A 23,855-nucleotide genomic window follows, 5' to 3' on the forward strand; every position below is an offset into this window, starting at 1 on the left:
ATCCCTGCCGGTTTACCCCCCAAATCACTGTCGAATTGCGGCCAGCGTGGTTTAACGGGGCGCCTGAGATCAAGATCAAAAGCAAGATCAAGGGCGGCTCGCTTCGCATCGTGGTTAGCGTTGGCTAATACAACATTGTGTAGATACCCATGGCTATCGGGGGCAAGCCCCCTCCCACAGTGGATGTGGGGTGTTTTCAACAGTGGGGGAGGCGCTGCGTAGGTTCTGCCTACCCAGTGGACCGGCTTTTACGAATTGACCCCAAGTGCCTCTCGCCACGACTCTGAATCCATTGATGCAGATCAACGTTTTGTACGTTCGATCGGCCATTTCTTTTTTCTGCAGGGCACAGCGACGATGACATTTGACTGGAACTACATGTTGGGTTTGCTGGGTGACGCCGAGTTCTGGCGAGCGACGTGGACGGTGATCAAGCTCAGCACCCTGACCTGGGTCTTGAGCATCGGTTTTGGCTTTCTGCTGGCGCTGGCCAAGCAATCCAGGCACGCGCTGCTCAGCGTGCCGGCGCGGGGTTATATCTGGTTGTTCCGCAGCCTGCCGCTGCTGGTGCTGCTGATCTTTATCTACAACCTGCCCCAGGCGCTGCCCGCCACCTCGGTGGTGTTGGCCGACCCGTTCTGGTCCGGCCTGCTGGCCCTGGTGATCTGTGAAACGGCATACGTGGCCGAGATCCATCGCGGCGGTTTGCTCTCGATCCCCAAAGGCCAGGGCGAAGCGGCGCGGGCGTTGGGCCTGAAGTTTTTCGGCACCCAATGGCGCGTGGTGATCCCCCAGGCGCTGCGAGTGGCATTGCCGTCCCTGGCCAACGAATACATCTCCATCGTCAAGCTGACTTCGCTGGTGTCGGTGATCTCGCTGACGGAAATCCTGATGGTCGGTCAGCGCCTGTATTCGCAGAATTTCCTGGTGATCGAAACCATGGCCGCGGTGGCGTTCTTCTACGTGTTTATCGTCACGGTGTTCGACTTCCTGCTCAAACGCCTGGAGCGCCTTCTCGACGTCAACCAGCGCAATGTCTCGCGCGTTCCCGATGCGGCGGTGCTGGCCCTGGCCACACAACAGCGCAGCGCGTTGCAGCGCCCGGTGAGTACCGGTGTGTCGGCGCTGCAGGCCACGCGACTGCACAAGGCCTACAACGACATCGAGGTACTGGGCTCGGTCAACCTGCAAATCCAGCCGGGTGAAGTGGTGTCGGTGATCGGGCCGTCCGGCTCGGGCAAAACCACGTTGATCCGCCTGCTCAACGGCCTGGAGCCATTGGACAACGGCGAGATCCAGATCAACGGCCAGCCTTTCATTCACCTCAGCAAGGTCGGCGCGCAGAAACCCCAGTACACCGAGCACGCCGAGCACCGCCTGAACATCGGCATGGTGTTCCAGAGCTTCAACCTGTTCCCGCACTTGAACGTGCTCGACAACCTGCTGATGGCGCCCAAATACCACCGCCTGGGCCGTACCGACGAGCTCAAGCAACAGGCCTACGCGCTGCTGCACAAGGTCGGCATGCTCGACCATGCCTGGAAGTACCCGCACCAACTCTCCGGCGGCCAACAGCAGCGCGTGGCCATTGCCCGCGCCCTGATGATGCGCCCGCAGATCATGTTGTTCGACGAGCCCACCTCGGCGCTGGACCCGGAGAAAGTCAACGAAGTGCTGCAAGTCATCGAGGCCTTGGCCGAGGAGGGCATCACCATGGTGATCGTCACCCACGAGATGAATTTCGCGTTCAAGGTCTCCGACCGGATCGTGTTCATGGAGAAGGGGCGGGTGGTCTGCGACGACACGCCCGCGGTATTGCGCAGCGGTCAGAACCCACGCGTGGAGGCGTTCCTCAAGGACGTCTCGCTGGCGTGATCGCTTTAACGTTCAGGAAAAAGACAATGATCGAGCAAGCACAAATCGAGCAGTTCCAGCGCGACGGATACCTGGTAGTGGAAGGTGTGTTGTCGATGGACGAAGTGGCCGCGCTGCAGCACGACTTCGACCAGTGGGTCGAAGAGAGCCGGCGCCATGACCAGGGATGGGGCGCTACGGTGGATGGCCGCGCGCGCTTCGACCTGGAAGGCGACCACCGGCCTGACCACCCCTCGTTGCGCCGGGTCAGCTCGCCCACCGAGATTTCCACGGTGTATGAACGCGTGGCCTTGCACTCGCGCATGGCCGAGATTTCCGCGCAGTTGATTGGTGGCGGTGGCGCGCGTTTCCACCACAGCAAGATCAACTCGAAACTGCCCCACACCGCGACCCAGGTGAAGTGGCACCAGGACTTTTTGTTCACGCCCCACAGCAACGACGACATCGTCACTGCGTTGCTGATGGTCAGTGAAGTCACCCCGCAAAATGGCCCGCTGAATGTGATCCCCGGCAGCCACAAAGGCCCGCTGTGGTCGCACTGGCAGAACCAGCGCTTCACCGGCGCGGTGGACGATGCGGTGGTGCAGGAACACTGCCAGCAACCGGTGGCCTGCTACGGCCCGGCCGGCTCCGTGTGCTTCATGCACACGCGGCTTTTACATGCTTCCAGCCCTAACGAGACCGAACTGCCGCGCACCCTCTTCATCAGCGTCTACGCCGCTGAAGACGCGCTGCCATTCGGCGAAAACCCACTGCCCAGCGCACATGCCGGCCTGCTGGTGGCCGGCGAAGAAAGTGGCGTGGTGCGTTCTACGGATAACCAACTGCGCTTGCCGCAGAAACCCCGTGGCGCCTCGTTCTTCGTGCAACAGGCCGGACAAGATTCTGCCACTGCCTAACCTCCCAACCCCCCTTGCAGGTATTGACCATGACAGCGTTTCGTAAAAGTGTTCGCCCCCTTGCCGTGTGCCTGCTGGGCGCTGCGGTTGCGATGACTTCGTTGGCGGCTTCGGCGTTCCAGCAGGAAGGCAAGATCGTCGCCGGTTCCGATGTGACGTTCTTCCCCTACGAGTACATGGATAACAACAAGCCGGCGGGCTTTGATATCGAGTTCATGGACGGCCTGGGCAAGGTCATGGGGCGCAAGGTCGAGACCCTCGACACGCGCTTTCCCAACCTGATCACCGGCCTGCAAGCCGGGCGTTTCGATGTGACCAATTCGTCGATGTACATCACTGCCGAGCGGGTCAAAGTCATCGACATGATCCCCTACCTCAAGAGCGGCGAGTCGATCCTCACCCTCAAGGACAGTGCGTTCCAGCCCAAGACCCCGGAAGAATTCTGCGGCCACAAGATCGGCTCCATGGGCGCCACCTCGTGGCTGGCGCAGATGAACAAACTGTCGGCCGAGTACTGCGTGGCCAAAGGCTTGAAGCCGATCCTGATCAGCGAATACAGCACCGACCCGCAAACCACCCAGGCGCTGCTTGCGCATGCGGTGGAGGCGCAGATCACCGACGCGGCCGTGGCCCGTGGTGTGATCGACAAGCTGGGCAACCGCGTGGTGATTTCATCCGATACGTTGATCTACCCGGTGCTCAACGGCTTCGGCGTGAAGAAGGGCAATGACACGGTGAAAAAAGCCCTGCTCGACGGCCTGGACAAATACCGCGCCACGCCTGAGTACGCGGCCTTGCTCAAGAAATACAACTTCGAGGCGCCGACCGATGCCGACATTGCGGCGTTGATGCCCAAGTAACCTGACCCGCGCGCCGCAGTCCGCTGCGGCCGCGCCCTGCGGAGACCGATCCATGGCGTTATCCCTCGAAGAACAAACGCGCATCGACCTGGCGGCGACCTTTCGCATCATTGCCCACCTGGGCATGCACGAGGCCGTGGCCAACCACTTCAGTGCCGCCGTGTCGGCCGATGGCAAACAGTTTTTGCTCAACCCGAAGTGGAAGCACTTCTCCAGGATCCGGGCCAGCGATCTGTTGCTGCTCAACGCCGATGACTCATCCTGGGCCGAGCACCCGAACGTGGACGCCACTGCCTGGTCGATCCACGGGCAGATCCACCGCCTGCTGCCGCACACCCGTGCTGTGCTGCACTTGCACCCGGTCTACACCACGGCGGTGGCGTGCCTGGCCACACCGCATATCCCGCCGATCGACCAGAACACCGCGCGCTATTTCAACCGTGTCGCGGTGGATGAATTCTACGGCGGCATGGCCGACACCGAGGCCGAAGGCGCGCGCCTGGCCGGCTTGCTCGACGGCAAGCGCCGCCTGCTGATGGGCAACCACGGCGTGATGGTGACGGCCTCGTCCATCGGTGAAGCCTTCGACGATATCTGGACCCTGGAGCGCGCCTGCCAAATCCTCGTCACAGCGTGGTCCACGGGGCAGCCGCTGCGAGTGTTGTCCGATGACGTCGCGGAGAAAACCGCACGAAGTTGGGAAGGCATTGCGGATTTCTCACGCCGGCACTTTGAAGAAATGAAGCAGATGATGATCGACGCCGACCCCTCGGTACTCGATTGAGGAGCGCTCAATGACTTTTTCCGTTGTCGCCCGCTGCGCCGAAACGGGCCAGTTGGGTATAGCAATCAGCTCGTCGAGCATTGCGGTGGGCGCCCGTTGCCCATGGCTGCGGCCCGGGGTGGGCGCGGTGGCCTCGCAGAACATTACCTTGCCGAGCCTGGGGCCGCAGGTGCTGGACGTGTTGGAGCAGGGCATGGCAGCCAGTGAGGCGCTTGGCGCGGTGCTTGCCGGCCAGGAGCACCGTGAATATCGTCAAGTAACAGTGATCGATAGCCAGGGGCGCACCGCGCATTACAGCGGTGCCCAGACCCTGGGCATTCACGACGCGGTCAGCGGGGAGCAGTGTGTTGCCGCCGGAAATATGCTGGCCAATCGCGCAGTGATCAGCGCCATGGTACGCGCGTTCGAGCGCGCCAGCGGGCACCTGGCCGAGCGCCTGCTTGCCGCGATGCACGCCGGCCAGGCCGAGGGCGGCGAAGCCGGGCCGGTGCATTCGGCGGCCCTGGTGGTGGTCGATGACCTGCCGTGGCCTATCGTCAACTTGCGTGTGGACTGGGCCGATACGGACCCGATTGGCGGCCTCGACCAGCTCTGGCAGGCCTATCGCCCGCAACTGCAGGACTACCTCGACCGCGCCCTCAACCCGCACCTTGCACCGGGCTATGCGGTGCCGGGAGACGATCGATGAACCACAGCCGTGACCTGCTGGCGCAACTGGTGCGCTTTGACACCACCAGCCGCGAATCCAACCTGGCGCTGATCGACTTCGTGCGCACCTATTTGCAGGGCCACGGCGTTGCCTGTGAACTGTTATTCAACGAACACAAGAGCAAGGCCAACCTGCTGGCGACCATTGGCCCGGCGGATGTGCCGGGCATCGTGTTGTCCGGGCACACCGATGTGGTGCCGGTGGACGGCCAACGCTGGAGCGTGGCGCCGTTCGAGCTGACGGAACAGGACGGCAGGTTATACGGGCGTGGCACGGCTGACATGAAGGGCTATATCGCCTGCGTACTGGCCTGCGTGCCAACGCTGGTACAGGCGCCGTTGCGCATGCCGGTGCACATTGCGCTGTCCTATGACGAAGAAGTGGGCTGCCTGGGTGTGCGGGCGTTGATCGAAAGGTTTCAGGCCCAACCGGTCAAGCCGCTGCTATGCGTGATCGGCGAGCCCACCGAGCTCAAGCCGGTGCTGGGGCACAAGGGCAAATTGGCCATGCGTTGCGACGTACACGGTGCGGCGTGTCATTCGGCGTATGCGCCGTCGGGCGTCAACGCCATCGAATACGCGGCGCGCTTGATCAGTGAACTGGTACGGCTTGGCGAAACACTCAAGGCGCCGGCGCAGCTGGATCCGCGTTTTGAACCGCCATTCTCCACGGTGCAGACCGGTGTGATCAGCGGCGGCAAGGCACTGAATATCGTCCCGCAGCAGTGCACGTTTGACTTTGAAGTGCGCTCGCTGCCGGCCCATGACCCTTGGCAGGTGGCCAACCAACTGCGTGATTACGCCGAGCACACCCTGCTACCGGCGATGCAGGCGGTGAGTGCGCAGTGCGCGATCGGCTTCAGCGAGTTGTCGAGCTACCCCGGCCTGGTGACCTCGCTGGAAAGCCAGGCCGCCGAGTGGGTCGCGCAATTTTGCGGCTCTCGAGACTACGGCACCGTCGCCTTTGGCACCGAGGGCGGCCTGTTTGACCAGGTGGGGATTCCCACGGTGGTGTGCGGGCCGGGGAGCATGGAGCAGGGGCACAAGGCCGATGAATTTATCAGCCTGGCGCAACTGGAGGCGTGTGATCGGATGTTGGCGCGGGTAGTGGGGTTTGTGCGCCAGTGATTGTTGTACCGCGGGTTATTCAGCGGCGGGGCAATTGGGTTGTTTCAATACCGATCAGTTTTTGTTTGTCCAGATCGAATGGCAACACGTGAAGCTTCAACAGGTCAGAAAAAATGAAGGGTGAAAGTGGCTCCTTGAATCGGCTGGTCATTGGGTAGATCAGGACCAGTTCGCCTTTACTCTCCAGGTAGCGAGTGCCATAGGCGAACATCTGATAGAAATCGCTTTGGGACAGTCCGTAGTTTTTATCGATGTTGTTGCTGTCCAGGCGTTTCCATTTGGCATCGAGCAGCCCTATGTATCCGGCAGGGTGTTTAACCATCAGGTCCGGCTTGAGCTGGAACAGATCGCGGCTTTTGTGTAGGCACAAAAATTTACTGCTTCGTTGAGGTAACAGCTGTGCATCGCTGGCGAGCTGAGTGGGCAGCAGAGCTTCGACATACTTTTCAAATAGCTTCTCCATCGGAAACAACATGCTCAGCCCTTGCCAATCTCCAGACAATGCCAGTGGCATTTGCTGGGAAAGGATGATTTCGCACCATGGCTTGATGTCCCGGTACTGGGCCATCAGCCGATCATTGCGCCACTGCCGGAAATCATGCTCAGTTTGATCACTTTGTGGAATCTCGCTCAGACGACTACGCAGTTCGTGGGCCAGCAGCCAGTGGCTGGGCAAGCGGGTAGCGGCGCACACCTTAAGGAGCGCGGTTTTGAGTAATCGATTTTCGGGGCGGTCGGGTAGATAGACGTCGTGTCGGATTTGAAAATGATGACGGCGGCTGGGGGGTTGGCGCAGCTGTGCCAGGGTGTTGAGCTGTCCGCGCAGGTACGGTTGTTCTTCTTCGATGCGCTGATACTCAAAGCGCAGGCCGCATTTGATCAGATGCTCCAGCGCCTCCAGAAACTGGCCCATGACCCACTCGCTGATCGGTGCGTCGAATAGATCGAGGGCCGCTTTGCCGACGATGCGGGTCTTGAGTTTCAGTGCGGCCTGAATCATTTTTTGCAGTAGCGCTCGGCTTGCAGGAGCCCCGTCCGCTTCATCAGTGGTCTTCGGCAGAATCTCCAGCGTAGTGCCACATGGCGTCTGGATCACCCCTACGTAGTTATCCAGTTTCAGTGACTGTCGGCCATCAAGTTGCAATAGGGCCGCACCGGACTTTTTGAACGATGCGTTCAGTTTGCATAAGTGATCAAAGGCACTGGCCGTCACATGGGCGACGTCCAGTGACTCACTGGGTGTTGCCCCGATGGTTAGCTGTGCGTACTCGCGAACAGTTACGGTTTTGTTCAAGAGGGCGTAGCCCCCTCAGGCGCAACCTGTCTGACCTCAATGATCCCGGCAAACGCACTGTGCCGGGTGAAAGCGTCTTCATTGATTCGCCATGGACGGTTATCGAGGGCCTGATCGATCTGTGCGCCAAACAGGTCTGTATTCAAGCGGGTGACCTGATACACAAACCTGTCGGCATTGGGCTTGCGGTGATCGTTCAGTACCCACTGGATGCGCTGCCAGTCTTCGAAAAAATACTCCTGAAGCAACGGGAGGATTTGATTTTGAAAGACAATGCTCAGCAGCTTGAAGCGAGCTTCGCTGTCGGATAAATCGGGGTCGAGCAGCGGCATGAAGTACGCATGTCCCAGGCAATGCTCACGGCCCAGCAGGGCTTCGATACGTTGGTTCATGATGCTCAGCAAATCACCCAGGTCGATGTCGCCCACGCGATGGCCACTGAGGAGCGCAGTGTTGGGCGGCATCTCCTTGAAGACAAAACGGCGACGCAACGCAATGTCCATGCCGGCAAGTGATCGGTCGGCCGTGTTCATGGTGCCTATCAGGTAAACGTTGCTCGGAACGCTGAAGCGTGGTTCGTCTTCATCGGCGTAAGGCAACTCAGCGGATAACGCTTCATCCGCCCCTTCACGCTTGGAGGGTTCGATCAAGGTGATCAATTCACCGAAGATCCGCGAGACGTTACCGCGGTTGATTTCATCGATGATCATCACGAATTTGTCGGCCGCCTTCTGGGCCGGAAGCTTTGGGTCATAAACAGGCAGATGACAGTGTCTTTTCAGATAATCCAGCACGCCCCACAAGTACGTTTCCCCAGCAATAAGGCGCCCCGTCGGGTTTTGTGCATAAAAATCCCGAAGGTCCTTGAGCATGATGCGGGCTTGGGTCTTCGGGCTTGTTGAATTGGAAGGAAAAACCAGGAGTGTGTGGTCTCGGCTTGGGCGCACACGAAACGCTTTGCCGGTGCGGGTCCTCATTTCCAGCCCATAAACACCGTCTGTATCGGCATCGGCCAGTTCGAGCTCAGCGAGGGTCTTCTTCAATTGATGAATCGCTTTGTCGAGCACATCGTTTTGGGCGATTACACCAATGCGTGCTCGATCACAGAGTTGTTTGAAAACCCCATTGTGTACGCTGTAGGTCAATTGACCGTCCTGCGTTTCAGCGCGGATGCCCTGGATAAAATCTTCGTAGCTGAAGCTTTGATGAAACGTGCAAAACACAATCTGCCCCGCTTTCATCAGCGTTTCGAAGCGTTTCTTCAAGGCAGACCGTTGTTCAGGCTCGCCGTGATCCCTTAGAAAATCAGGGTCGAGGATTTCCAGTGCGGCGTTGATCGAATGGTAGGTTTTCCCTGTGCCTGGCGGGCCAAACAGGATTTGATTCAAGGGAACCGAGGAAGCTTGCATGGTGTTATGTCCTTTCATGCACTGATCTTGCGGCAATGGCAACGCTGCGAGGGGGCGAGCGTGGTCAAAAAGCTCGTAGAGCTCCCACATCGCCACATTGTTTTTAATCTCGTGTGACGGATCCAGCCCTGCGTCACGCATAAACGCCTTGAGCGCACGGTTGAGCCCAGCCCAGTTCTGATCCAAATTGCAGCGCAGTTCAAAATACTTCGCCATTCCCTTGAGCAGGGAGATGAGGTCTTGCCTGTTAAGCAGCGATGAGTAGTGTTGCGGTGCTACGGCGGCAAAGACGCGATGGATCACTGAATGCAGTGTCCTGGAAAAGATTCCACGTTGTTTTGCATTCGCCCAGTCTTGGTAGACCTCATTCAGGGTTTGCTCATCGGGTGAATGCAGGATTTTTTTCGTGAACTCGAAAAGCAGCGCTTTGCCCGACTGGAACTCCGCGTTGTAAAGATGGCCTGGGGCGACGCCGGTAACGCCGTTTTGACTCCACTCCCAGAGTTCAGCGAGTAACGACTCGCTCAGCTCATGTTCGCCGCTGCGGACCTGTGCAACTCGATGGGTCAACTCCTCATAGCGCGCGAGCCATTTTTTGTGACCATTGCCGCGATCGGCGTCGGCATAGGCGGCGTAGGTTGCAAGGATGTGCTGCCCTTGGGCCTGCTGCCATAGCGTTTCCAATGGCCCAGCCAGTGGCTCCTTTAAGGGGGCACAGTCTTGGAGCGTTACCCAATCCTGGTCTGCAAACCACTGCTGTAGGAGCACCAGCGGCACGAAGCCGTTGGCGCAGTCCGCATGCACTTGGTCTACCCGAAAATGCACAGTGCGCTCATTCGGGTTCAAGGCGTGATGGGGCGCTTCAATAACGTGGCCACTCGCATATAGGCCCTGCCGCTCGGGGCCCATGCGAAGCACATACACTCGATCATCTGGCTGGAGATTTTCGCTGCAGGGCCACGCGACTTCAGCACCAGGCTGCAAGGCTTGCAGCCTTTCAGTCGCTTGTTCGCGGTATTCGTGAGGTGTTGAATTCCATTTCAAAATCCAGCTGCTGGACGACATTCATGTCTCTCAGACGAAGGGAAAAAACGCAATGCTGCTTGTTTACCAAGCGCGATGCACGCTAGGGGGGGGGATGGCCAATTAACAGTACTCGTTTAACGGCTAGGTGGCTATGTGTAAAGAGGCGTGGATGACAGCGGATAGTCTGTTTGATGCGCGGATGCTGGAGCAGCGGTATGACGAGCTGCTGCCATTGCAGACTCGCAGGGCCTCGATAGCCCTGACCGTCGGCCTACACCACCGAGCAAAACGGCGCCAGCCTTTACCTCATCTTCTTCACCCAGCATGATGCGCCGCTCGCACTGACATTCGCGGTGAAGAAGGAACCTCAGTTGAACGAACACACACTCTCCACCCGCCTGGAACGCGTGGCGGCGCATGTGCCGCCTGGGGCGCGGTTGGCGGATATCGGCTCGGACCACGCCTACCTGCCGGTGGCGTTGATGCGTCGCGGTGTGATCGCAGCAGCGGTGGCGGGGGAGGTGGCGGCGACGCCCTTCCACGCGGCGGAACGGACCGTGCGCGACAATGGCCTGGAGCAGCAAGTCAGCGTGCGCCTGGCCGATGGCTTGGCGGCCATCACGCCGGCAGATGCGATCACCGCCATCAGCCTGTGCGGCATGGGCGGCGAGACGATCCGTGACATCCTCGCCAGCGGCACGGCGTACCTCAACGGCCAGGAGCGTCTGATCCTGCAACCCAACGGCGGCGAGCAACCGCTGCGCCACTGGCTGATGGACAATGGCTACCGCATCCTGGTCGAGGAGCTGTTGCAGGAAAACCGTTTCTACTACGAAATCATCGTCGCCGAACGTGCCGAACCAGTGGTGTACAGTGCCGAGGCGTTGTACTTCGGCCCGCTGCTGATGCAGGCGCGCAGCCCGGTGTTCCTGGCCAAATGGCAACGCCTGCTGCGCCAGAAACACAAGACCCTGGCCAGTTTCCAGCAAGCGCGGCAGGCGGTGCCGCAGGCCAAGGTGCAGGAACTGGTCCAGCAGGTGCAGTGGATTACCGCGTTGCTGGCTTGAACTCAATTCAACGATTCATCAAGGAAGCCCACCATGGCAGACGCCACCGACTCAGCCTTCTACGACCGCGCCGACGCCCATATCGAGCTGTCGAACGAGCAACTCAAGACCCTTGAAAACATCGGCCAGGTCAGCGCCTCGATGACCTTCGGGACCACGCGTTTCAATGCCTGGGCCAGCGCGCGCAGTTTCAAGTCCGGGGCGGAGATGGCCGACGCACGCGAAGCGCTGTTGAAGTATTTCACCGAGCAATACCGGCTGATGCTTGAGGACAATCTGGATGACCACATCAACAATTTCAGCCAGTACATGCAGGTAAATGCGTCGCCCGCCGGCGAATAAGCGAAAGGGGCGTAAAGAGCGGTTACAGTTTGCCCAGCGTACCTGAGTGCTTTTGCCCCATTTTCGTGCGCGCCGCGCCCGTTATTCAGCCGCACCCTGCCTATCTGCGGGCCCCATGCCGACGGCCCGTATCTTGCTTGAGCCTTCCCAATCAATGACATGGCATTTTGCCGTTAGTCATTTCATGGTTTCGCCCTGCGTTGTACCACGTGGGTTGTTTTGGGGAGTGGTCGGCCATGCACAGTCTTTTATTACCCGGTATCCGCCTGCTCGGACGTTTTGGTTTTGCGCGCAAGTTCCAGATTCTATTCATTCTGTTCATGCTGCCCCTGGCCGGGAGCCTGTGGCTGATCGGGTTGGACTATCGCGATAAATTAGCGGTGATTTCCAGCGAAACGTCCGGCGTTCACCAACTGCTGGCCCTGGATTCGCTGGATGGCCAATTGACCGCCCAGCGCAACCTGGCGTCGCGCTGGAAAGCCCTGGACCTGCTGCGTGAACCGACGCCTGCGGCCAAGGTGGCGATGGACAAGGTGGATGCCAATAACCCGCTGATCCTGCAAAGCCTGCAAGCCCTGGGCGATGCGCTCAAGGCTCGGGGCGTCAGCGCTGACACCCTGGCCCGCTTCGAGGCGTTGCAGGCAACGGTCAAGGGCATGGACGTGCAATCCCTGCGCACGGTGGGCTGGTGGCCGGACGGTTACGACCGCTTCACCTCGGCCCTGACCGCCCTGCAAACCCTGCGCGAGCAGATCGCCCTCGACACCGGCCTGATCCTCGATCCCTGGCTGGAAACTTACCTGCTGATGCAGGTTTCCACCCAGCAAACGCCAGACCTGATCGAGCGTATCGGGCGCATGGCCAGTGTGGGTCAGTCGTCCGTCGCCTCGGGGCAGTTCACCTTGCAAAGCCGTTTGCAGATGCGTGACCTGCGCAGCCGCATCGGTGATGCGCGGGAGCAACTGGTCAAGGCGACGGCGTCGCTCAAGGCCAAGCAATACCCTGGCCTGGAACCCTGGATCGCCCAGTACGACAACAGCCTGCAATTGCTGGATAGCGAGCTCAAAGTGCTTGACGATGGCGTGTTCGGCGGCAGCATCAAGCTCGATCCCGCCGGTTTCGAGCGCAGTGTCGACGCCATGCTCGGTAGCCTGGGCGCGCTGCGCAACCAGTCGCTGGGCTCACTGGAAGCGCGCCTGAGCTATTACCACGACCGTTCCCTTCAGCAGTTCATCCCTGTAGTGGCGACGTTCAGCCTGCTGGCCTTGGCGGCGCTGTACCTGTTCATGTGCCTGCAAGCCTCGATCCGCCGCAGTGCCAGCGGTATCACCACCTTGGCCGAGTCCCTGCGTGACGGCAACCTGTGCGTGGAAGTGGCGGTGGAAGGGCGCGACGAACTGGCGGTCATCAGCACCGCGCTCAACGTGGCGGTGGTGCAGTTGCGCACCAGCCTGCTCGGGGTCAACCACGAGACCCAGCAGCTCGGTTCTGCCGTGCTCACCCTCAATACGCAATCGAGCAGCACCCTCGGCGACGTCGAAGACCAGCAACACCAGATCAGCCAGATCGCCGCCGCCGCCACGCAGTTGGCCGCCACCTCCATGGGCGTCGCCAAGAGCTGTGAACAAGCCTCCGGCAGCGCCCAGCAGACCCGGCGCATCGCCGAAGACAGCAGCCGCGACAGCCTGCGCACCACGGCGAGCATCCAGCAGCTCAACCAGCGCCTGACCGACACGGCCAACGCCCTGGAGCAAGTGAGCCAGCAGGGCCAGCAGATTCAATCGGTGGTCGACACCATTCGCGGCATCGCCGAACAAACCAACCTGCTGGCGCTCAACGCCGCCATCGAAGCCGCTCGCGCCGGCGAGCAGGGCAGGGGCTTTGCCGTGGTGGCCGATGAAGTGCGCAGCCTGTCACAACGCACCCAGGCCTCCACCGCGCAGATCGCCAGCACGGTGGACAGCCTGCGCGCCACGGTCAGCCAGGCCGTCACGCTGATGGGCGCCGCCTGCGAACAGGCGCTGACCGATGCCGAGTCCGTCACCGGGCTGGGCACGCGGCTGGGCGAGATCGCCGGGGCTGTGCAGAACGTCACCGACACCCTGGCGCAGATTGCGGCGGCGGTGGAAGAACAAGCCACCACGGCGGATGAAGTGAGCGGCAATATCCAACAGGTCGACCAGGCGGCAGGGCGCTTGCTCGACGGCGCGCGGGCGGTGAATCAGGCGGCGGATACGCTGAGTAAGGGCAGCCGTGCCCTGAGCGACAACACCGCGCGTTTTCGCCTGAGCTGAACGCTCACCGCGTTTCCTGTGGCGAGCAAGCTGTTGTGGAGTGGGCCGTTGTGGCGAGCGGGCTTGCCCCGCGTTGGGCTGCGAAGCAGCCCCTTTACAGGCGATGTGTTTTTAACTGACACACCGCGGTGCCTGGTTTTGGGGCTGCTGCGCAGCCCAACGCGGGGCAAGCCCGCTCGCCACAACAAGCCCGCTCGCCACAACAGCGTCCTCACTTCGCAAACGCATACGCTCCGCCCTGTTCCAACGCCTGGCGATACGCGGGGCGCGCCTGGAACCGCTGCACCCAGGCGGCCAGGTTCGGGTAGGCCTGCAACTTGCCCTGGGCCTTGGCAATCTCGCCGATAAAGCTCATCTGGATATCCGCGCCGCTCAACGTGTCACCCACCAGATATGGAGAGTTGCCCAGGGCGTCGTTCAGATAACCCAGGTAATTGGCCACCTCGGACTCGATACGCGGATGCAACGGCGCACCGGCTTCCCCCAGGCGCCCGACGTACAGGTTGAGCATCAACGGCAACATGGCCGAACCTTCGGCGAAGTGCAGCCACTGCACGTACTCGTCATAGGTGGCGGTCGCCGGGTCTGGCTGCAGGCGGCCTTCGCCATGGCGGCGGATCAGGTAGTCGATGATCGCGGCGGACTCGATCACCACGCGGGAGCCGTCTTCAATCACCGGGGATTTGCCCAGCGGATGAATGGCCTTGAGCTCCGGTGGTGCAAGATTGGTTTTCGGGTCGCGCTGGTAGCGCTTGATCTCGTAGGGCAGGCCGAGCTCTTCGAGCAGCCATAGAATGCGCTGCGAGCGCGAGTTGTTGAGGTGGTGGACAATGATCATGTGAGGCTCCGCTGGGCAAAAGTGGGTGTCAGGTAGAGACTGCGCTGCTGCGAAGGAGTGCCCTAATTGACCGGTTCGTCGGCAAACGCTGCGTCGATAAAGGCTTTCAGCCCTTTCTCCTCCAGAATCTCGATGGAGAAGTGCCCTAAGCGTTTGGGCAACCCGATAATGCGCCCACCGCTCGCCACAACAACCCTATCTCGAGATGCTCGACCAATATATAGACGTGACTGAATTTCAGATCCATTGCATGCCGCCTTTCGAGCCGGCCTGCAGGGTACCCAAGGCACCTGGGGGTGTTTACAACTGTTAACGGATTCAACAGCCCATTCGATTTAGGCTGTGCGCTGGATCACCCATGCCCTACCTGCCAAGAGCCCACTGCCATGAAGTCGTACGCTATCGCCGCCGCGTTACTGGCGTTTGCCACAGTGTCGGCGCACGCCGCCACACCCCTCACCCATGTGGCGATCTACCGCGGCCCGGCGGGCTGCGAGGACTGTTCGGAAAGCGTGAAAAGGGCACTGCTGCGTCTCGACCCGACTTACCAGATCGACTTCGTCGGCGCCGACGAACCGATCGACATCACCGCGCAAACCCTCGCCCGCTACGATCTCTATGTGCAACCCGGCGGCGGCCAGGACATTCCCGCCGCCCTCGACAGCCTGGGCGATGCTCGCGTCGAGGCCATTCGCAATTATGTCGCCCAGGGTGGTCGTTACCTGGGCTTGTGCATGGGCGCCTACCTGGCGGACGAAAACAACTTCGGCCTGATCCCGCAGGCCCTCGACAGCGAAGTCGGCCGCCCAGGCTTTGAAGTGACCACCCTCGACGACGCGGCGGTTCGCGTCACCTGGGCGGGCAAGCCGGACCACGCCTTCTATCAGGATGGCCCTTACTTCCCCACACCCCGCACGACCACACGCTATAAAACCCTTGCGACCTACCATAACGGCGACGTCGCCGCGGCGCGTTATGCCTATGAAAAAGGCGTGGTGGTACTGAGCGGCCCCCATCCGGAAGCCGGGCAGGCGTGGTTTGAAAGTGCCGATATCCCGTGGAACAAGAGGCCGCGTGGCGAGCTGTTTGCGGCGTTGATACACAGTGTTGAAGAGTAGGGGAGGCTGATTAACCCATCACGACCGACGCCGTCTATTGGTGGGCGCAGTGGTTTTTACCGGTGCATCAGGCGGCTTGCACCGCCTCACCCGTTGGCCGTACTCGCTATCCTCGCCCTCGGCGCCAAGTTCAAAAGCGGGGCGACGAGCCCCAGCCGTTCAGATCCACAGATCATTCGTGGCAGTGCGCTCTCCGCCTTCATGGCCAGTGTTCAGAATGCCGCGCGGTTCGATCATCATCAGCTTGGCTTCACCTTCGGCGGCCGTCCGATGCTCGACGCCACGGGGGACCACATACAGTTCACCCGGCGCCACGTACACGGGGCCTTCCGGAAGGTCGATACGCAGCGTCCCTTCAAGCACAAGAAACGCCTCGTCGGTTTCCGGGTGCGAGTGCCAGATGAATTCTCCTTCGATACGCACCACCTTGAACTGGTAGTCGTTCATCTCGGCGACGACCCTCGGGCTCCATTGCTCGTTGATGAGCGAAGCTTTTTGCGTGAGGTTTACAGGTTGTGTTGGGTGCTGTGACTGGGCCATGACCGATACTCGGGTAGTTGAGAGGTGTCAGGATATCGAGGGGGTGGTTAGCTGGCTTGTACGATCCTGCATGTTGAAATAGTTGAGCTACGACTCACCCAATCCCCTCCAGTCAAGCGCCTCGCTTTCTAAAACAACGCAGATCCGGTGTTGAAACCGTCGAGCGTCTGGCCGAAAGCAACCCCTTTCTCCGCTAACCGGTCTACCATGCCACCCCGGCAGTGGTTCCACGCGCTACCGATCTCCATCCTTGAAGGTACCGTAATGACCATCGACCAAATCTCCCTGCCCAAAGGTGTAGGCCCTCACGCCGCCAAGCTTCTCGACGCCATCACGGGCGCGGCCACTCACGAAGAGCTCAACCGTGCCGGCGGCAAGGCGGAAGGTTTTGTGCTGGGTCTGGAATCCACCAAAGCCATCAAAAGCCAAATCGCCGAGTCGTTGTACGTGGCTTATGATGACGCGGCGAGTCATCGTTTGGGCGAGTTGAAGGGCTAGGGATTCACTCGGCAGGGCGATGCGCGTGGGCTGCGAGCCTCACACCGTAAGACTCAATAACCATCCCGCCGCGCCGCTTCCTACCACCACCAGCCAGGGTGGCAGCTTCCACACCATCAACGCCACCACGCCAATCAGCGCCAGGCCGAAGTCCTGGGCGGTAAAGATCGCGCTGGTCCACACCGGCTGATACAACGCCGCCAGCAACAGGCCGACCACCGCGGCGTTCACGCCTGCCAGCGCGGCCTGGGTGCGAGGGCTGCGGCGCAGGCTTTCCCAGAAGGGCAGTGCGCCCATCACCAGCAAAAACGACGGTGCGAAGATCGCCAGCAGGCAGAGCAGGCCGCCGAGCCAGCCGGTCGGGGCTTGGGTCATGGAGGCCCCGAGGAAAGCCGCGAAGGTGAACAAGGGGCCGGGCATGGCTTGGGCGGCACCGTAGCCGGCCAGGAACACGTCGTTGCTGACCCAGCCGGTGGGCACGACTTCGGCTTGCAGCAGGGGCAGCACCACGTGGCCGCCGCCAAATACCAGCGCGCCGGTGCGGTAGAAGGCGTCGGTTAACGCCAGGCCTGGGTTGGGGAGCCAGTGGGCCAGGATCGGCAGACCGGCCAGCACCAGCACAAACAGCGATAACCACATTGCCCCTGCACGACGGCTGATGGTCACGGGCAACGCATCGTGCGCGGCGGGCGGTGTGGGCTTGAACAGCAGCAGGCCAGCCACCGCCGCTGCGCTGATCACCCCGACCTGGCCCCACGCAGAGCTTTGCAGCAGGGCCACGCAGGCGGCGAGCAGCATCAGGGTGATGCGCGGTGCGTCGGTACACAGGTTGCGCGCCATGCCCCATACGGCCTGGGCGACCACCGCGACAGCCACCACCTTGAGGCCGTGCAGCGCGCCGGGCGGGATGGCGGTGCTGTGTTGGGCAATGCCCAGGGCAAACAGGATCAGCACGACGGCGGACGGCAGCGTAAACCCCAGCCACGCCGCCAGCGCTCCGCCGTAGCCGGCCCGCGACAGGCCGAGCGCGATGCCCACCTGGCTGCTGGCCGGGCCGGGCAGGAACTGGCACAGCGCGACCAAATCCCCATAGCTGCGCTCGCTCAGCCAGCCGCGCCGGGTCACGAATTCGTGCCTGAAATAGCCCAGGTGCGCGACGGGACCGCCGAAGGAGGTCAGGCCCAGGCGCAGGAAGATCAGGAACACTCCCCAGATGCGGGTGGGGCGATCAGTGGGGGAGTGGGCCAAGGTGCAGGGTCTCGATAAGGGCAAAATAGGCTAGGGTATCGAGGCACCTTAGCGAATTTTGATGACGCACAGAAGAGGCGCCCGCTCGCGCAAATCGCCACTCCGGATGGAATTTTTGCGCGCGTGCTGGAGTCATTGAAGATGCATGCAGAAAGACTTCCCCGTTGCACGCCACTGAACTCAGCCAAGGACAGACGATGACCTTCTTTATATTCCTCCTGGCTTGCGCCGCTGCCGCCAGCACCGGTGTCATTTTCAAGCCCGGTGCCTGGTACGAATCCCTGGTCAAGCCCGGCTTCACCCCGCCCAACTGGCTGTTCCCGGTGGCCTGGAGCATTATCTACCTGCTGTTGGCCTGGGCCGGTTACCGCTTGAGCCTGATCCCCGACAGCCAGCCGGTGCTGGCATTGTGGGCGGCGCAGATTGCGTTGAACACGCTGTGGACACCGGTATTTTTCGGTGCGCATCAGTTGCTCGCCGGTATGCTGATCATCGTGTTGTTGTGGCTCACCGTCGCCGCAATGGTGGTATTGGCCGTGCGCCTGGACCTGATTACCGGGCTGATCCTGTTCCCGTACCTGGCGTGGCTGTGCGTGGCGGCGGCGTTGAATTTCTCGATTTTGCGCAATAACCGCTGATGGCCCATAAACCCTGGCCCGCCAGTGCGCCTGAACTGGCTCAAATGCGCCGCTTCAACCAAAAGCTCACTTGGCTGCCGCGCTTCAAAATCCGCAATCGCGTGACACCGCGTTTGATTCAGGCGCTGTTGCGGGTCAGTCAAACGTTCAAGCGGGCGCCGCTGGCCGAGACTCAATTCGTGGGCGCAGTCCCCGTGCGTATCTTGCGGCCGAGCGGCAAGCCCAAGGGCGTGGTGCTGGATATCCACGGCGGCGGTTGGGTGATCGGCAATGCGCAGATGGATGATGACCTCAACCTGGGCCTGGTGAACGCGTGCGAGGTGGCGGTGGTGTCGGTGGATTATCGGCTGGCGGTCGATACACCGATAGAAGGGCTGATGGAGGATTGTTTGAGCGCCGCGCGCTGGCTGTTGGGTGACTGCGCGGAATTTGCCGGGTTGCCGGTGATTGTCGTGGGGGAATCGGCCGGTGCGCACTTGGCGGCGGCGACGTTGCTGGCATTGAAGCAGTGGCCGGATTTGCTCCAGCGCGTGAGCGGTGCGGTGTTGTATTACGGCGTCTATGATTTGACCGGCACTCCCAGCGTACGCGCGGCGGGCCCGCAGACGTTGTTGCTGGATGGGCCTGGCATGGTGGACGCGTTGCGCAGGCTGACCCCAGGGTTGAGCGATGAGCAGCGGCGACAGCCACCGTTGTCGCCGTTGTATGGCGACTTAAGCGGGTTGCCGCCGGCGTTGATGTTTGTGGGGGCATTGGACCCGCTCAAGGATGACACCCTGCTTATCGCTGAGCGCTGGGGGACGGTGGAAGCCTATCTGCTGCCGGAGGCGGCTCATGGGTTTATCCATTTTCCGTTGGCGATCGCCGAGAACGTACTGGCCTATAGCCGGGCGTGGGTCGCGCGCCGGATCGCTGTAGCACCGTAAACCTGCCGCGGTTCTTGCCTGATGGGTCCTTGCTTCAAGAGGTACCCATCATGGGCTTTCGTATGACGGGCCTTGCCCTAATGCCAGTCAGTCAAGGAGGAAAACGAAGCGGGCTCGCCACAACAAGCCCGCTTTCCACAATTAGCCCGCTCTCCAGAGTTACCGTTTTTCTCCTTGACTGACTGGCATTAGGGCTCGCCCCCGATGACCCTGTTGGGCCGCGTTGTTAAATCTCAGTTCGAGCGCAACCGCAGTATCTGCGCGCCGTCGAACGGGTCTGTCAGGTAATGCGCCTGCACGCCGAAGGTTTCCTGCAAGCGTTGCGGCGTCAGCACCTCCAGCGGTTTGCCCAGTGCCACCAATCGCCCATGATCCAGCACGGCCAGGCGGTCACAGGTCAGTGCCTGGTTGAGGTCGTGCAGGGCGATCAAGGTGGTGACGGGTAACGCCTGCACGCCTTTCAAGATCGTCAGTTGATGCTGGATGTCCAGGTGATTGGTCGGCTCATCCAGCAACAGGATCTGTGGCCGTTGCGCCAGGGCGCGGGCGATGTGCACGCGTTGGCGCTCACCGCCGGAGAGGCTGCGCCAGGCGCGTTGGCTCAGGTGGGTGGCGTCGACGTCGTGCAGGGCCTGGCGCACGATGCGATCGTCTTCGCTGGACCACGGGCTCAGCGCCGACAACCACGGTGTGCGCCCCAGTGCCACGGCGTCGAATACGCGGATGGCATCGTCGGTGTCGGCCTGTTGTTCCACCACTGCCAGGCGTTGTGCGATGGCGCGGCGGGACAGTTCGCCCAAACGCTCACCGCCCAGGTGCACCTCGCCGCTGGCCGGTGCGCGCAAGCCGGCGAGCAGTTTGAGCAGGGTCGATTTGCCGGAGCCGTTCGGCCCGACGATACCCAAGGTTTCCCCCGACTGGACTTGCAGGTGAATATCGCGCAGCAACTGGGCCTCTCGCACCTTGAAGCCCAGGGCCGTGCAGCTCAGCACCGTCATCGCGCATTCCTCCGGCCGATCAGGATCAGCGCAAATACCGGCGCGCCGACGAGTGCGGTGACCACGCCCACCGGAATGACCTGGCCCTTGATCAAGGTGCGTGACAGCACATCGGCTGTAATCAAAAACAACGCGCCTCCCAAGGCGCTGGCCGGCAGCAGGCGTGAGTGCCCGGTACCGAGCAACAGGCGTGCGGCGTGAGGGATGACCAGGCCGACAAAACCAATGGAGCCGACAATCGACACCATCACCGCGGTGACCAACGCCGCGCAGCCCACCAGCACAAATTGCACGCGGCGCACCGGGATGCCGAGGGACGCCGCCGAGTCGCTGCCGAAGGTGAATGCATCCAGTGCGCGGCGGTGCCACAGGCACACCGCCAACCCCGCGACGGCCACCGGTACCGCCAGCCACACCGACGACCAACGCACGCCGCTGAGATTACCCAGCAACCAGAACAGGATGCCGCGCGCCTGTTCGGAGCTGGCGGACTTGGTGATCAGGAACGCGGTCAGCGCGTTGAACAGCTGCGAACCGGCGATGCCTGCCAGGATGATCTGGCCGGTGCCGCTCGACGACCCGCTGGCCCGGGCGAGCAAAATCACCAGCGCAAACGCCGCCATCGCCCCGGCAAAGGCGCCGGCGGACAGCGAGATCAAGCCACCGCCGACCCCCATCAGCACCACCAGCACCGCGCCGGTCGAGGCACCGGCGCTGATGCCAAGCAGGTAGGGATCGGCCAAGGGGTTGCGCAACAACGACTGCAGAATCACCCCGCATGTGGCCAGCCCCGCACCGCAGGCGGCGGCGACCAGCGTGCGAGTGAGGCGATAGTTCCACACCACGCCTTCGTCGATAGGGTCCAGCGCGTAGCCAGCGGCCCACAGTTTATTGGCCAACACCTGGAGCACTACCTGCGGCTCGATGGCGGTTTCGCCGATGGCTACGCCGGCCAGTATGGCGATCAACAGCAGCGCCAGGGCGAGAAGCGTTCTGCTCATTTGGGCAGGTCGTAGCTGTCGATGGCGCTCGCCAGTTGGTCGAGCCCATCGAAAGTACGCACGCTGGCCTGTAGGGCCATGGCGTCAAGGATGATGATGCGGTTGTGTTTCACCGCGTCCATGTTGCGTGTCACCGGGTCGCTGCGCAGGAAGGCCAGTTTCTGTTCGTAGTTGTCGGCCGGGTAGCGGCGGCGGTCCATGCGCGCGATCACCAGGAAGGTGGGGTTGGCTTTGGCGAGGGTTTCCCAGCCGACGGCGGGCCACTCTTCATCGGACTGCACCACGTTGTGCAAGCCGAGGGTTTGCAGCATGAATTCGGGGACACCCTTGTGGCCGGCCACATAGGGATCGCTGGCCATTTCGGCGCTGGAGAACCACACCAGCGCACTGGCCTGCTTGAGGCCCTTGTTGCGGGCGGTGGCGACGGACTTGGCCAGGCGCGCCTTGAGCGCCTCGTTCAGTTGCTGGCCGCGGTCCGGCACGTCGAAAATCTCGGCCAGTTGGCTGATGCTTTTATAAATGGTGTCGATGCGGAACGGCTCCAGGCGTGTGCCGTCGGCGCCCACCAGGTTGTTCTTGCCTTCGCAGTCGGAGGGCAGCAGGTAGGTGGGGATCTTCAATTCATGAAACTGCTCGCGGGTGCCGACCACGCCTTGTGGGCCAACCACCCATTCCAACTCGGCGGCCACCAGTTGCGGGCGCTTGGCAATGACCGCTTCGAAGCTTGGCTCATTGTTGGCCAGGCGCTCGATGGTGTCGTTCTGTGCCTTGAACTGCGGCAACACGTTGTTGAACCACAACGCCGTGCCGACCACTGTGTTGCCCACACCCAGGGCGTAGAGCATTTCGGTCGCCGCCTGGCCAATGGTTACGCTGCGGGCGGGCGCTTGCTGAAAGGTCAGGGTGCTGCCGCAGTTCTCCAGCGTCAGCGGGTAGTGGGTGGGCGTCGCCTGGGCCAGGGCACAGAAGCCCAGGCCGGTGAGCAAGGCGGTAACGCGTGGCAGCATGGGGCAATCTCCTGGGAGCCGTACGTGGAACTGGGGAGGTACGGTTCGGAAATACGCCCTCGGACGCTGCGGTGGAGGCAGCCAAGGATGTCCTTCCCGGACACCCCGCCGGTTAGTGGTTTTACTGGGCCGGCAGGTCTCCTGACTGATGCGTCTTCACCCGGCTCCAGCCTTCCCGGAGGGTATCCAGTGGCGTTGAGGAGCAGGCTCGGCATCTACAGTTGCGGGGGCAGTTCCGATTGACGCGGGGGTACCGCGCTTCGGATTCCCTATTAGTCCCGTTTGGGAACCGGCGCGGTATGGTAGTCGATTGGGCTGGGGAGGGGGAACCGAATGGCGGCTTTCTGTAGGCGCGTATAGGCTCGCGCCCACATAAAGCCGCGGTAACCGGTCAGAGGCGTATATCTTCAGGGCCGCGGATCAGTGCTTCAATTCGCGTCCCCGTGGCGCGCTCTTCATTGCTGAAACCGTCGTAGTCGGCCAGGTTGGCGAAACGGATGCCGGTCAATTGCTCGATCTGGATCACACTGCGCCGGTAGGTCCGCAGTTGGCCAAATACCAGATCAAGCTGACCGAGTTCACGGCTCTGGTCGATCATGTAGGCGCTGGCAGAGGGCTTGCCGTCGTCGCCGAGGTAGGCCACCACTTTCCAGAATGCCTTGGGGATTTTCACGCCGCGGTAGACACGGTCGTCATCGGCCAACACCGGGCCGGTAAACACCGTGGCCCGGGCCTTCCAGCGTTGTGTGTTGTCGAGAATGTAGTCTTCGAGCTCCAGCCAGGTCTTCTGGTTGAACCCGCTCATCTGCGGCGAGCAATTGGTGAAATGGAACGTGTCGAGGTTGGCGGTGTTGGCCTCGTCGCCCCAGTTGGGATCCTGTCGTCGCACCAGGTGGCCGCGATCCAGGCCGTTGTTGGTGTAGAGCTCGTCGCCGATCTGCGCGCTGATGGGCAGGCGGCCGTCGTAGGCCCAGGTGTCGTTGCTGCGAACGATATCCACCGCCTGTCCGCCGTCGATATTCACGCCCACATAGAGCGCCATCCGTCGGGAACGTGACAGGGTCACCGAGAAATGCGTGTAGTCCAGGCGCAGCGGCTGGACGTCAGTTGCCAATGCCTCATCCACCGTGGGCCACGGCACGGCGAAGCCGCTGAGAAAGTCGGGTGCGTAGCCACGCCGGTCCTGCAGATCCTTGGCGGGCGTCACACGGGGCGTCGCCGCCCTGGCTTCCATCAGGCTGGGGGTGGCCGGGATCAACGGGCGTAGATCGACGAGCCGGGGGCGGTGGGTCAGGTCAATTTTGGCTTTGCGTGCTGGCATCGCGAGTTCCTCGCAGTCTTGGGTAAACACGACTGC

General features: G+C 61.6%; 22 protein-coding genes and 1 riboswitch. Of the genes, 13 read left to right on the top strand and 9 right to left on the bottom strand.

What is annotated here, in order from left to right; all coding sequences use genetic code 11:
• Positions 1-357: 357 nt before the first annotated feature.
• Genes AC1Q6I_RS31580 through argE form a run of 6 tightly spaced genes read left to right on the top strand, consistent with a single transcriptional unit; the run spans position 358 to position 6,254 of the window.
• Complete coding sequence (locus AC1Q6I_RS31580) at positions 358-1,875, top strand: amino acid ABC transporter permease/ATP-binding protein (RefSeq protein ID WP_102623653.1); 1,518 nt, start codon at positions 358-360, stop codon at positions 1,873-1,875.
• A 26-nt stretch (positions 1,876-1,901) separates the two neighbouring features.
• Complete coding sequence (locus AC1Q6I_RS31585; RefSeq protein ID WP_024076551.1) at positions 1,902-2,774, top strand: phytanoyl-CoA dioxygenase family protein; 873 nt, start codon at positions 1,902-1,904, stop codon at positions 2,772-2,774.
• 29 nt (positions 2,775-2,803) lie between these two features.
• Positions 2,804-3,634, top strand: a complete 831-nt coding sequence (locus AC1Q6I_RS31590; RefSeq protein ID WP_024076550.1) for an ABC transporter substrate-binding protein — start codon at positions 2,804-2,806, stop codon at positions 3,632-3,634.
• A 52-nt stretch (positions 3,635-3,686) separates the two neighbouring features.
• Entirely contained in the window at positions 3,687-4,418 is a 732-nt protein-coding gene (locus AC1Q6I_RS31595) for a class II aldolase and adducin N-terminal domain-containing protein (RefSeq protein ID WP_102623654.1), read from the top strand.
• Between the two features lie 10 nt (positions 4,419-4,428).
• On the top strand, positions 4,429-5,106 hold the full coding sequence (locus AC1Q6I_RS31600) for a DUF1028 domain-containing protein (RefSeq protein WP_102623655.1): 678 nt from the start codon (positions 4,429-4,431) through the stop codon (positions 5,104-5,106).
• A complete protein-coding gene (gene argE, locus AC1Q6I_RS31605; RefSeq protein WP_102623656.1) occupies positions 5,103-6,254 on the top strand; it encodes an acetylornithine deacetylase in 1,152 nt (383 codons plus the stop codon). Before AC1Q6I_RS31600 ends, argE begins: the two co-directional genes overlap by 4 nt.
• Positions 6,255-6,273: 19 nt before the next feature.
• Here the strand turns inward: argE and AC1Q6I_RS31610 are convergent, their stop codons facing one another.
• Both AC1Q6I_RS31610 and AC1Q6I_RS31615 read right to left on the bottom strand, forming a co-directional pair.
• Positions 6,274-7,548 (bottom strand): McrC family protein, encoded by a 1,275-nt coding sequence (locus AC1Q6I_RS31610; protein WP_024076546.1) that lies wholly within the window; start codon positions 7,546-7,548, stop codon positions 6,274-6,276.
• Positions 7,545-10,022: an McrB family protein gene (locus AC1Q6I_RS31615; protein WP_256581303.1), complete on the bottom strand. Its 2,478-nt coding sequence runs from the start codon at positions 10,020-10,022 to the stop codon at positions 7,545-7,547. Before AC1Q6I_RS31615 ends, AC1Q6I_RS31610 begins: the two co-directional genes overlap by 4 nt.
• A gap of 332 nt (positions 10,023-10,354) precedes the next feature.
• Between AC1Q6I_RS31615 and AC1Q6I_RS31620 the strand changes: the two genes are divergently transcribed.
• The 3 genes from AC1Q6I_RS31620 (at position 10,355) to AC1Q6I_RS31630 (ending at position 13,686) form a co-directional block, all read left to right on the top strand.
• Positions 10,355-11,050, top strand: a complete 696-nt coding sequence (locus AC1Q6I_RS31620) for a tRNA (adenine(22)-N(1))-methyltransferase (protein ID WP_069077439.1) — start codon at positions 10,355-10,357, stop codon at positions 11,048-11,050.
• A 33-nt stretch (positions 11,051-11,083) separates the two neighbouring features.
• The gene (locus tag AC1Q6I_RS31625) at positions 11,084-11,392 is read left to right on the top strand and encodes a DUF3144 domain-containing protein (protein ID WP_024076543.1); all 309 of its coding nucleotides are present in this window, start codon (positions 11,084-11,086) and stop codon (positions 11,390-11,392) included.
• A 1,601-nt stretch (positions 11,393-12,993) separates the two neighbouring features.
• Positions 12,994-13,686: a methyl-accepting chemotaxis protein gene (locus AC1Q6I_RS31630; RefSeq protein WP_371128943.1), complete on the top strand. Its 693-nt coding sequence runs from the start codon at positions 12,994-12,996 to the stop codon at positions 13,684-13,686.
• 211 nt (positions 13,687-13,897) lie between these two features.
• Here AC1Q6I_RS31630 and AC1Q6I_RS31635 read toward each other — a convergent pair whose 3' ends face one another.
• A complete protein-coding gene (locus AC1Q6I_RS31635; protein WP_069076629.1) occupies positions 13,898-14,524 on the bottom strand; it encodes a glutathione S-transferase family protein in 627 nt (208 codons plus the stop codon).
• Between the two features lie 386 nt (positions 14,525-14,910).
• Between AC1Q6I_RS31635 and AC1Q6I_RS31640 the strand changes: the two genes are divergently transcribed.
• Complete coding sequence (locus tag AC1Q6I_RS31640) at positions 14,911-15,642, top strand: BPL-N domain-containing protein (RefSeq protein WP_024076538.1); 732 nt, start codon at positions 14,911-14,913, stop codon at positions 15,640-15,642.
• Positions 15,643-15,801: 159 nt separating this feature from the next.
• On the opposite strand, the gene AC1Q6I_RS31645 is transcribed toward AC1Q6I_RS31640, so the two are convergent.
• On the bottom strand, positions 15,802-16,182 hold the full coding sequence (locus AC1Q6I_RS31645; RefSeq protein WP_024076537.1) for a cupin domain-containing protein: 381 nt from the start codon (positions 16,180-16,182) through the stop codon (positions 15,802-15,804).
• A gap of 264 nt (positions 16,183-16,446) precedes the next feature.
• Between AC1Q6I_RS31645 and AC1Q6I_RS31650 the strand changes: the two genes are divergently transcribed.
• Positions 16,447-16,680 carry a hypothetical protein gene (locus AC1Q6I_RS31650; protein ID WP_024076534.1) on the top strand — a complete coding sequence of 78 codons (234 nt, stop codon included), beginning with the start codon at positions 16,447-16,449 and terminating at the stop codon, positions 16,678-16,680.
• A 39-nt stretch (positions 16,681-16,719) separates the two neighbouring features.
• Here AC1Q6I_RS31650 and chrA read toward each other — a convergent pair whose 3' ends face one another.
• A complete protein-coding gene (gene chrA / locus AC1Q6I_RS31655; RefSeq protein WP_024076533.1) occupies positions 16,720-17,928 on the bottom strand; it encodes a chromate efflux transporter in 1,209 nt (402 codons plus the stop codon).
• A 197-nt stretch (positions 17,929-18,125) separates the two neighbouring features.
• Here chrA and tspO point away from each other — a divergent pair, with 197 nt between their 5' ends.
• Both tspO and AC1Q6I_RS31665 read left to right on the top strand, forming a co-directional pair.
• A complete protein-coding gene (gene tspO / locus AC1Q6I_RS31660; RefSeq protein ID WP_069076632.1) occupies positions 18,126-18,566 on the top strand; it encodes a tryptophan-rich sensory protein TspO in 441 nt (146 codons plus the stop codon).
• Positions 18,566-19,492, top strand: coding sequence for an alpha/beta hydrolase fold domain-containing protein (locus tag AC1Q6I_RS31665; RefSeq protein WP_102624565.1), 927 nt, complete (start codon positions 18,566-18,568; stop codon positions 19,490-19,492). Before tspO ends, AC1Q6I_RS31665 begins: the two co-directional genes overlap by 1 nt.
• A gap of 233 nt (positions 19,493-19,725) precedes the next feature.
• Here AC1Q6I_RS31665 and AC1Q6I_RS31670 read toward each other — a convergent pair whose 3' ends face one another.
• The 4 genes from AC1Q6I_RS31670 to AC1Q6I_RS31685 all read right to left on the bottom strand — a co-directional run bounded on the left by AC1Q6I_RS31670 (position 19,726) and on the right by AC1Q6I_RS31685 (position 23,819).
• Positions 19,726-20,490 (bottom strand): ABC transporter ATP-binding protein, encoded by a 765-nt coding sequence (locus AC1Q6I_RS31670; protein ID WP_102624566.1) that lies wholly within the window; start codon positions 20,488-20,490, stop codon positions 19,726-19,728.
• The gene (locus tag AC1Q6I_RS31675; protein ID WP_024076529.1) at positions 20,487-21,491 is read right to left on the bottom strand and encodes a FecCD family ABC transporter permease; all 1,005 of its coding nucleotides are present in this window, start codon (positions 21,489-21,491) and stop codon (positions 20,487-20,489) included. The genes AC1Q6I_RS31670 and AC1Q6I_RS31675 overlap by 4 nt, the downstream gene beginning before the upstream one ends.
• Positions 21,488-22,498 (bottom strand): ABC transporter substrate-binding protein, encoded by a 1,011-nt coding sequence (locus tag AC1Q6I_RS31680; protein WP_024076528.1) that lies wholly within the window; start codon positions 22,496-22,498, stop codon positions 21,488-21,490. Before AC1Q6I_RS31680 ends, AC1Q6I_RS31675 begins: the two co-directional genes overlap by 4 nt.
• A gap of 114 nt (positions 22,499-22,612) precedes the next feature.
• Positions 22,613-22,807, bottom strand: a riboswitch (cobalamin riboswitch).
• 82 nt (positions 22,808-22,889) lie between these two features.
• On the bottom strand, positions 22,890-23,819 hold the full coding sequence (locus AC1Q6I_RS31685; RefSeq protein ID WP_024076527.1) for a DNA/RNA non-specific endonuclease: 930 nt from the start codon (positions 23,817-23,819) through the stop codon (positions 22,890-22,892).
• Positions 23,820-23,855: the final 36 nt, after the last annotated feature.

It is taken from the genome of Pseudomonas sp. MPR-R2A5, from assembly GCF_058793055.1.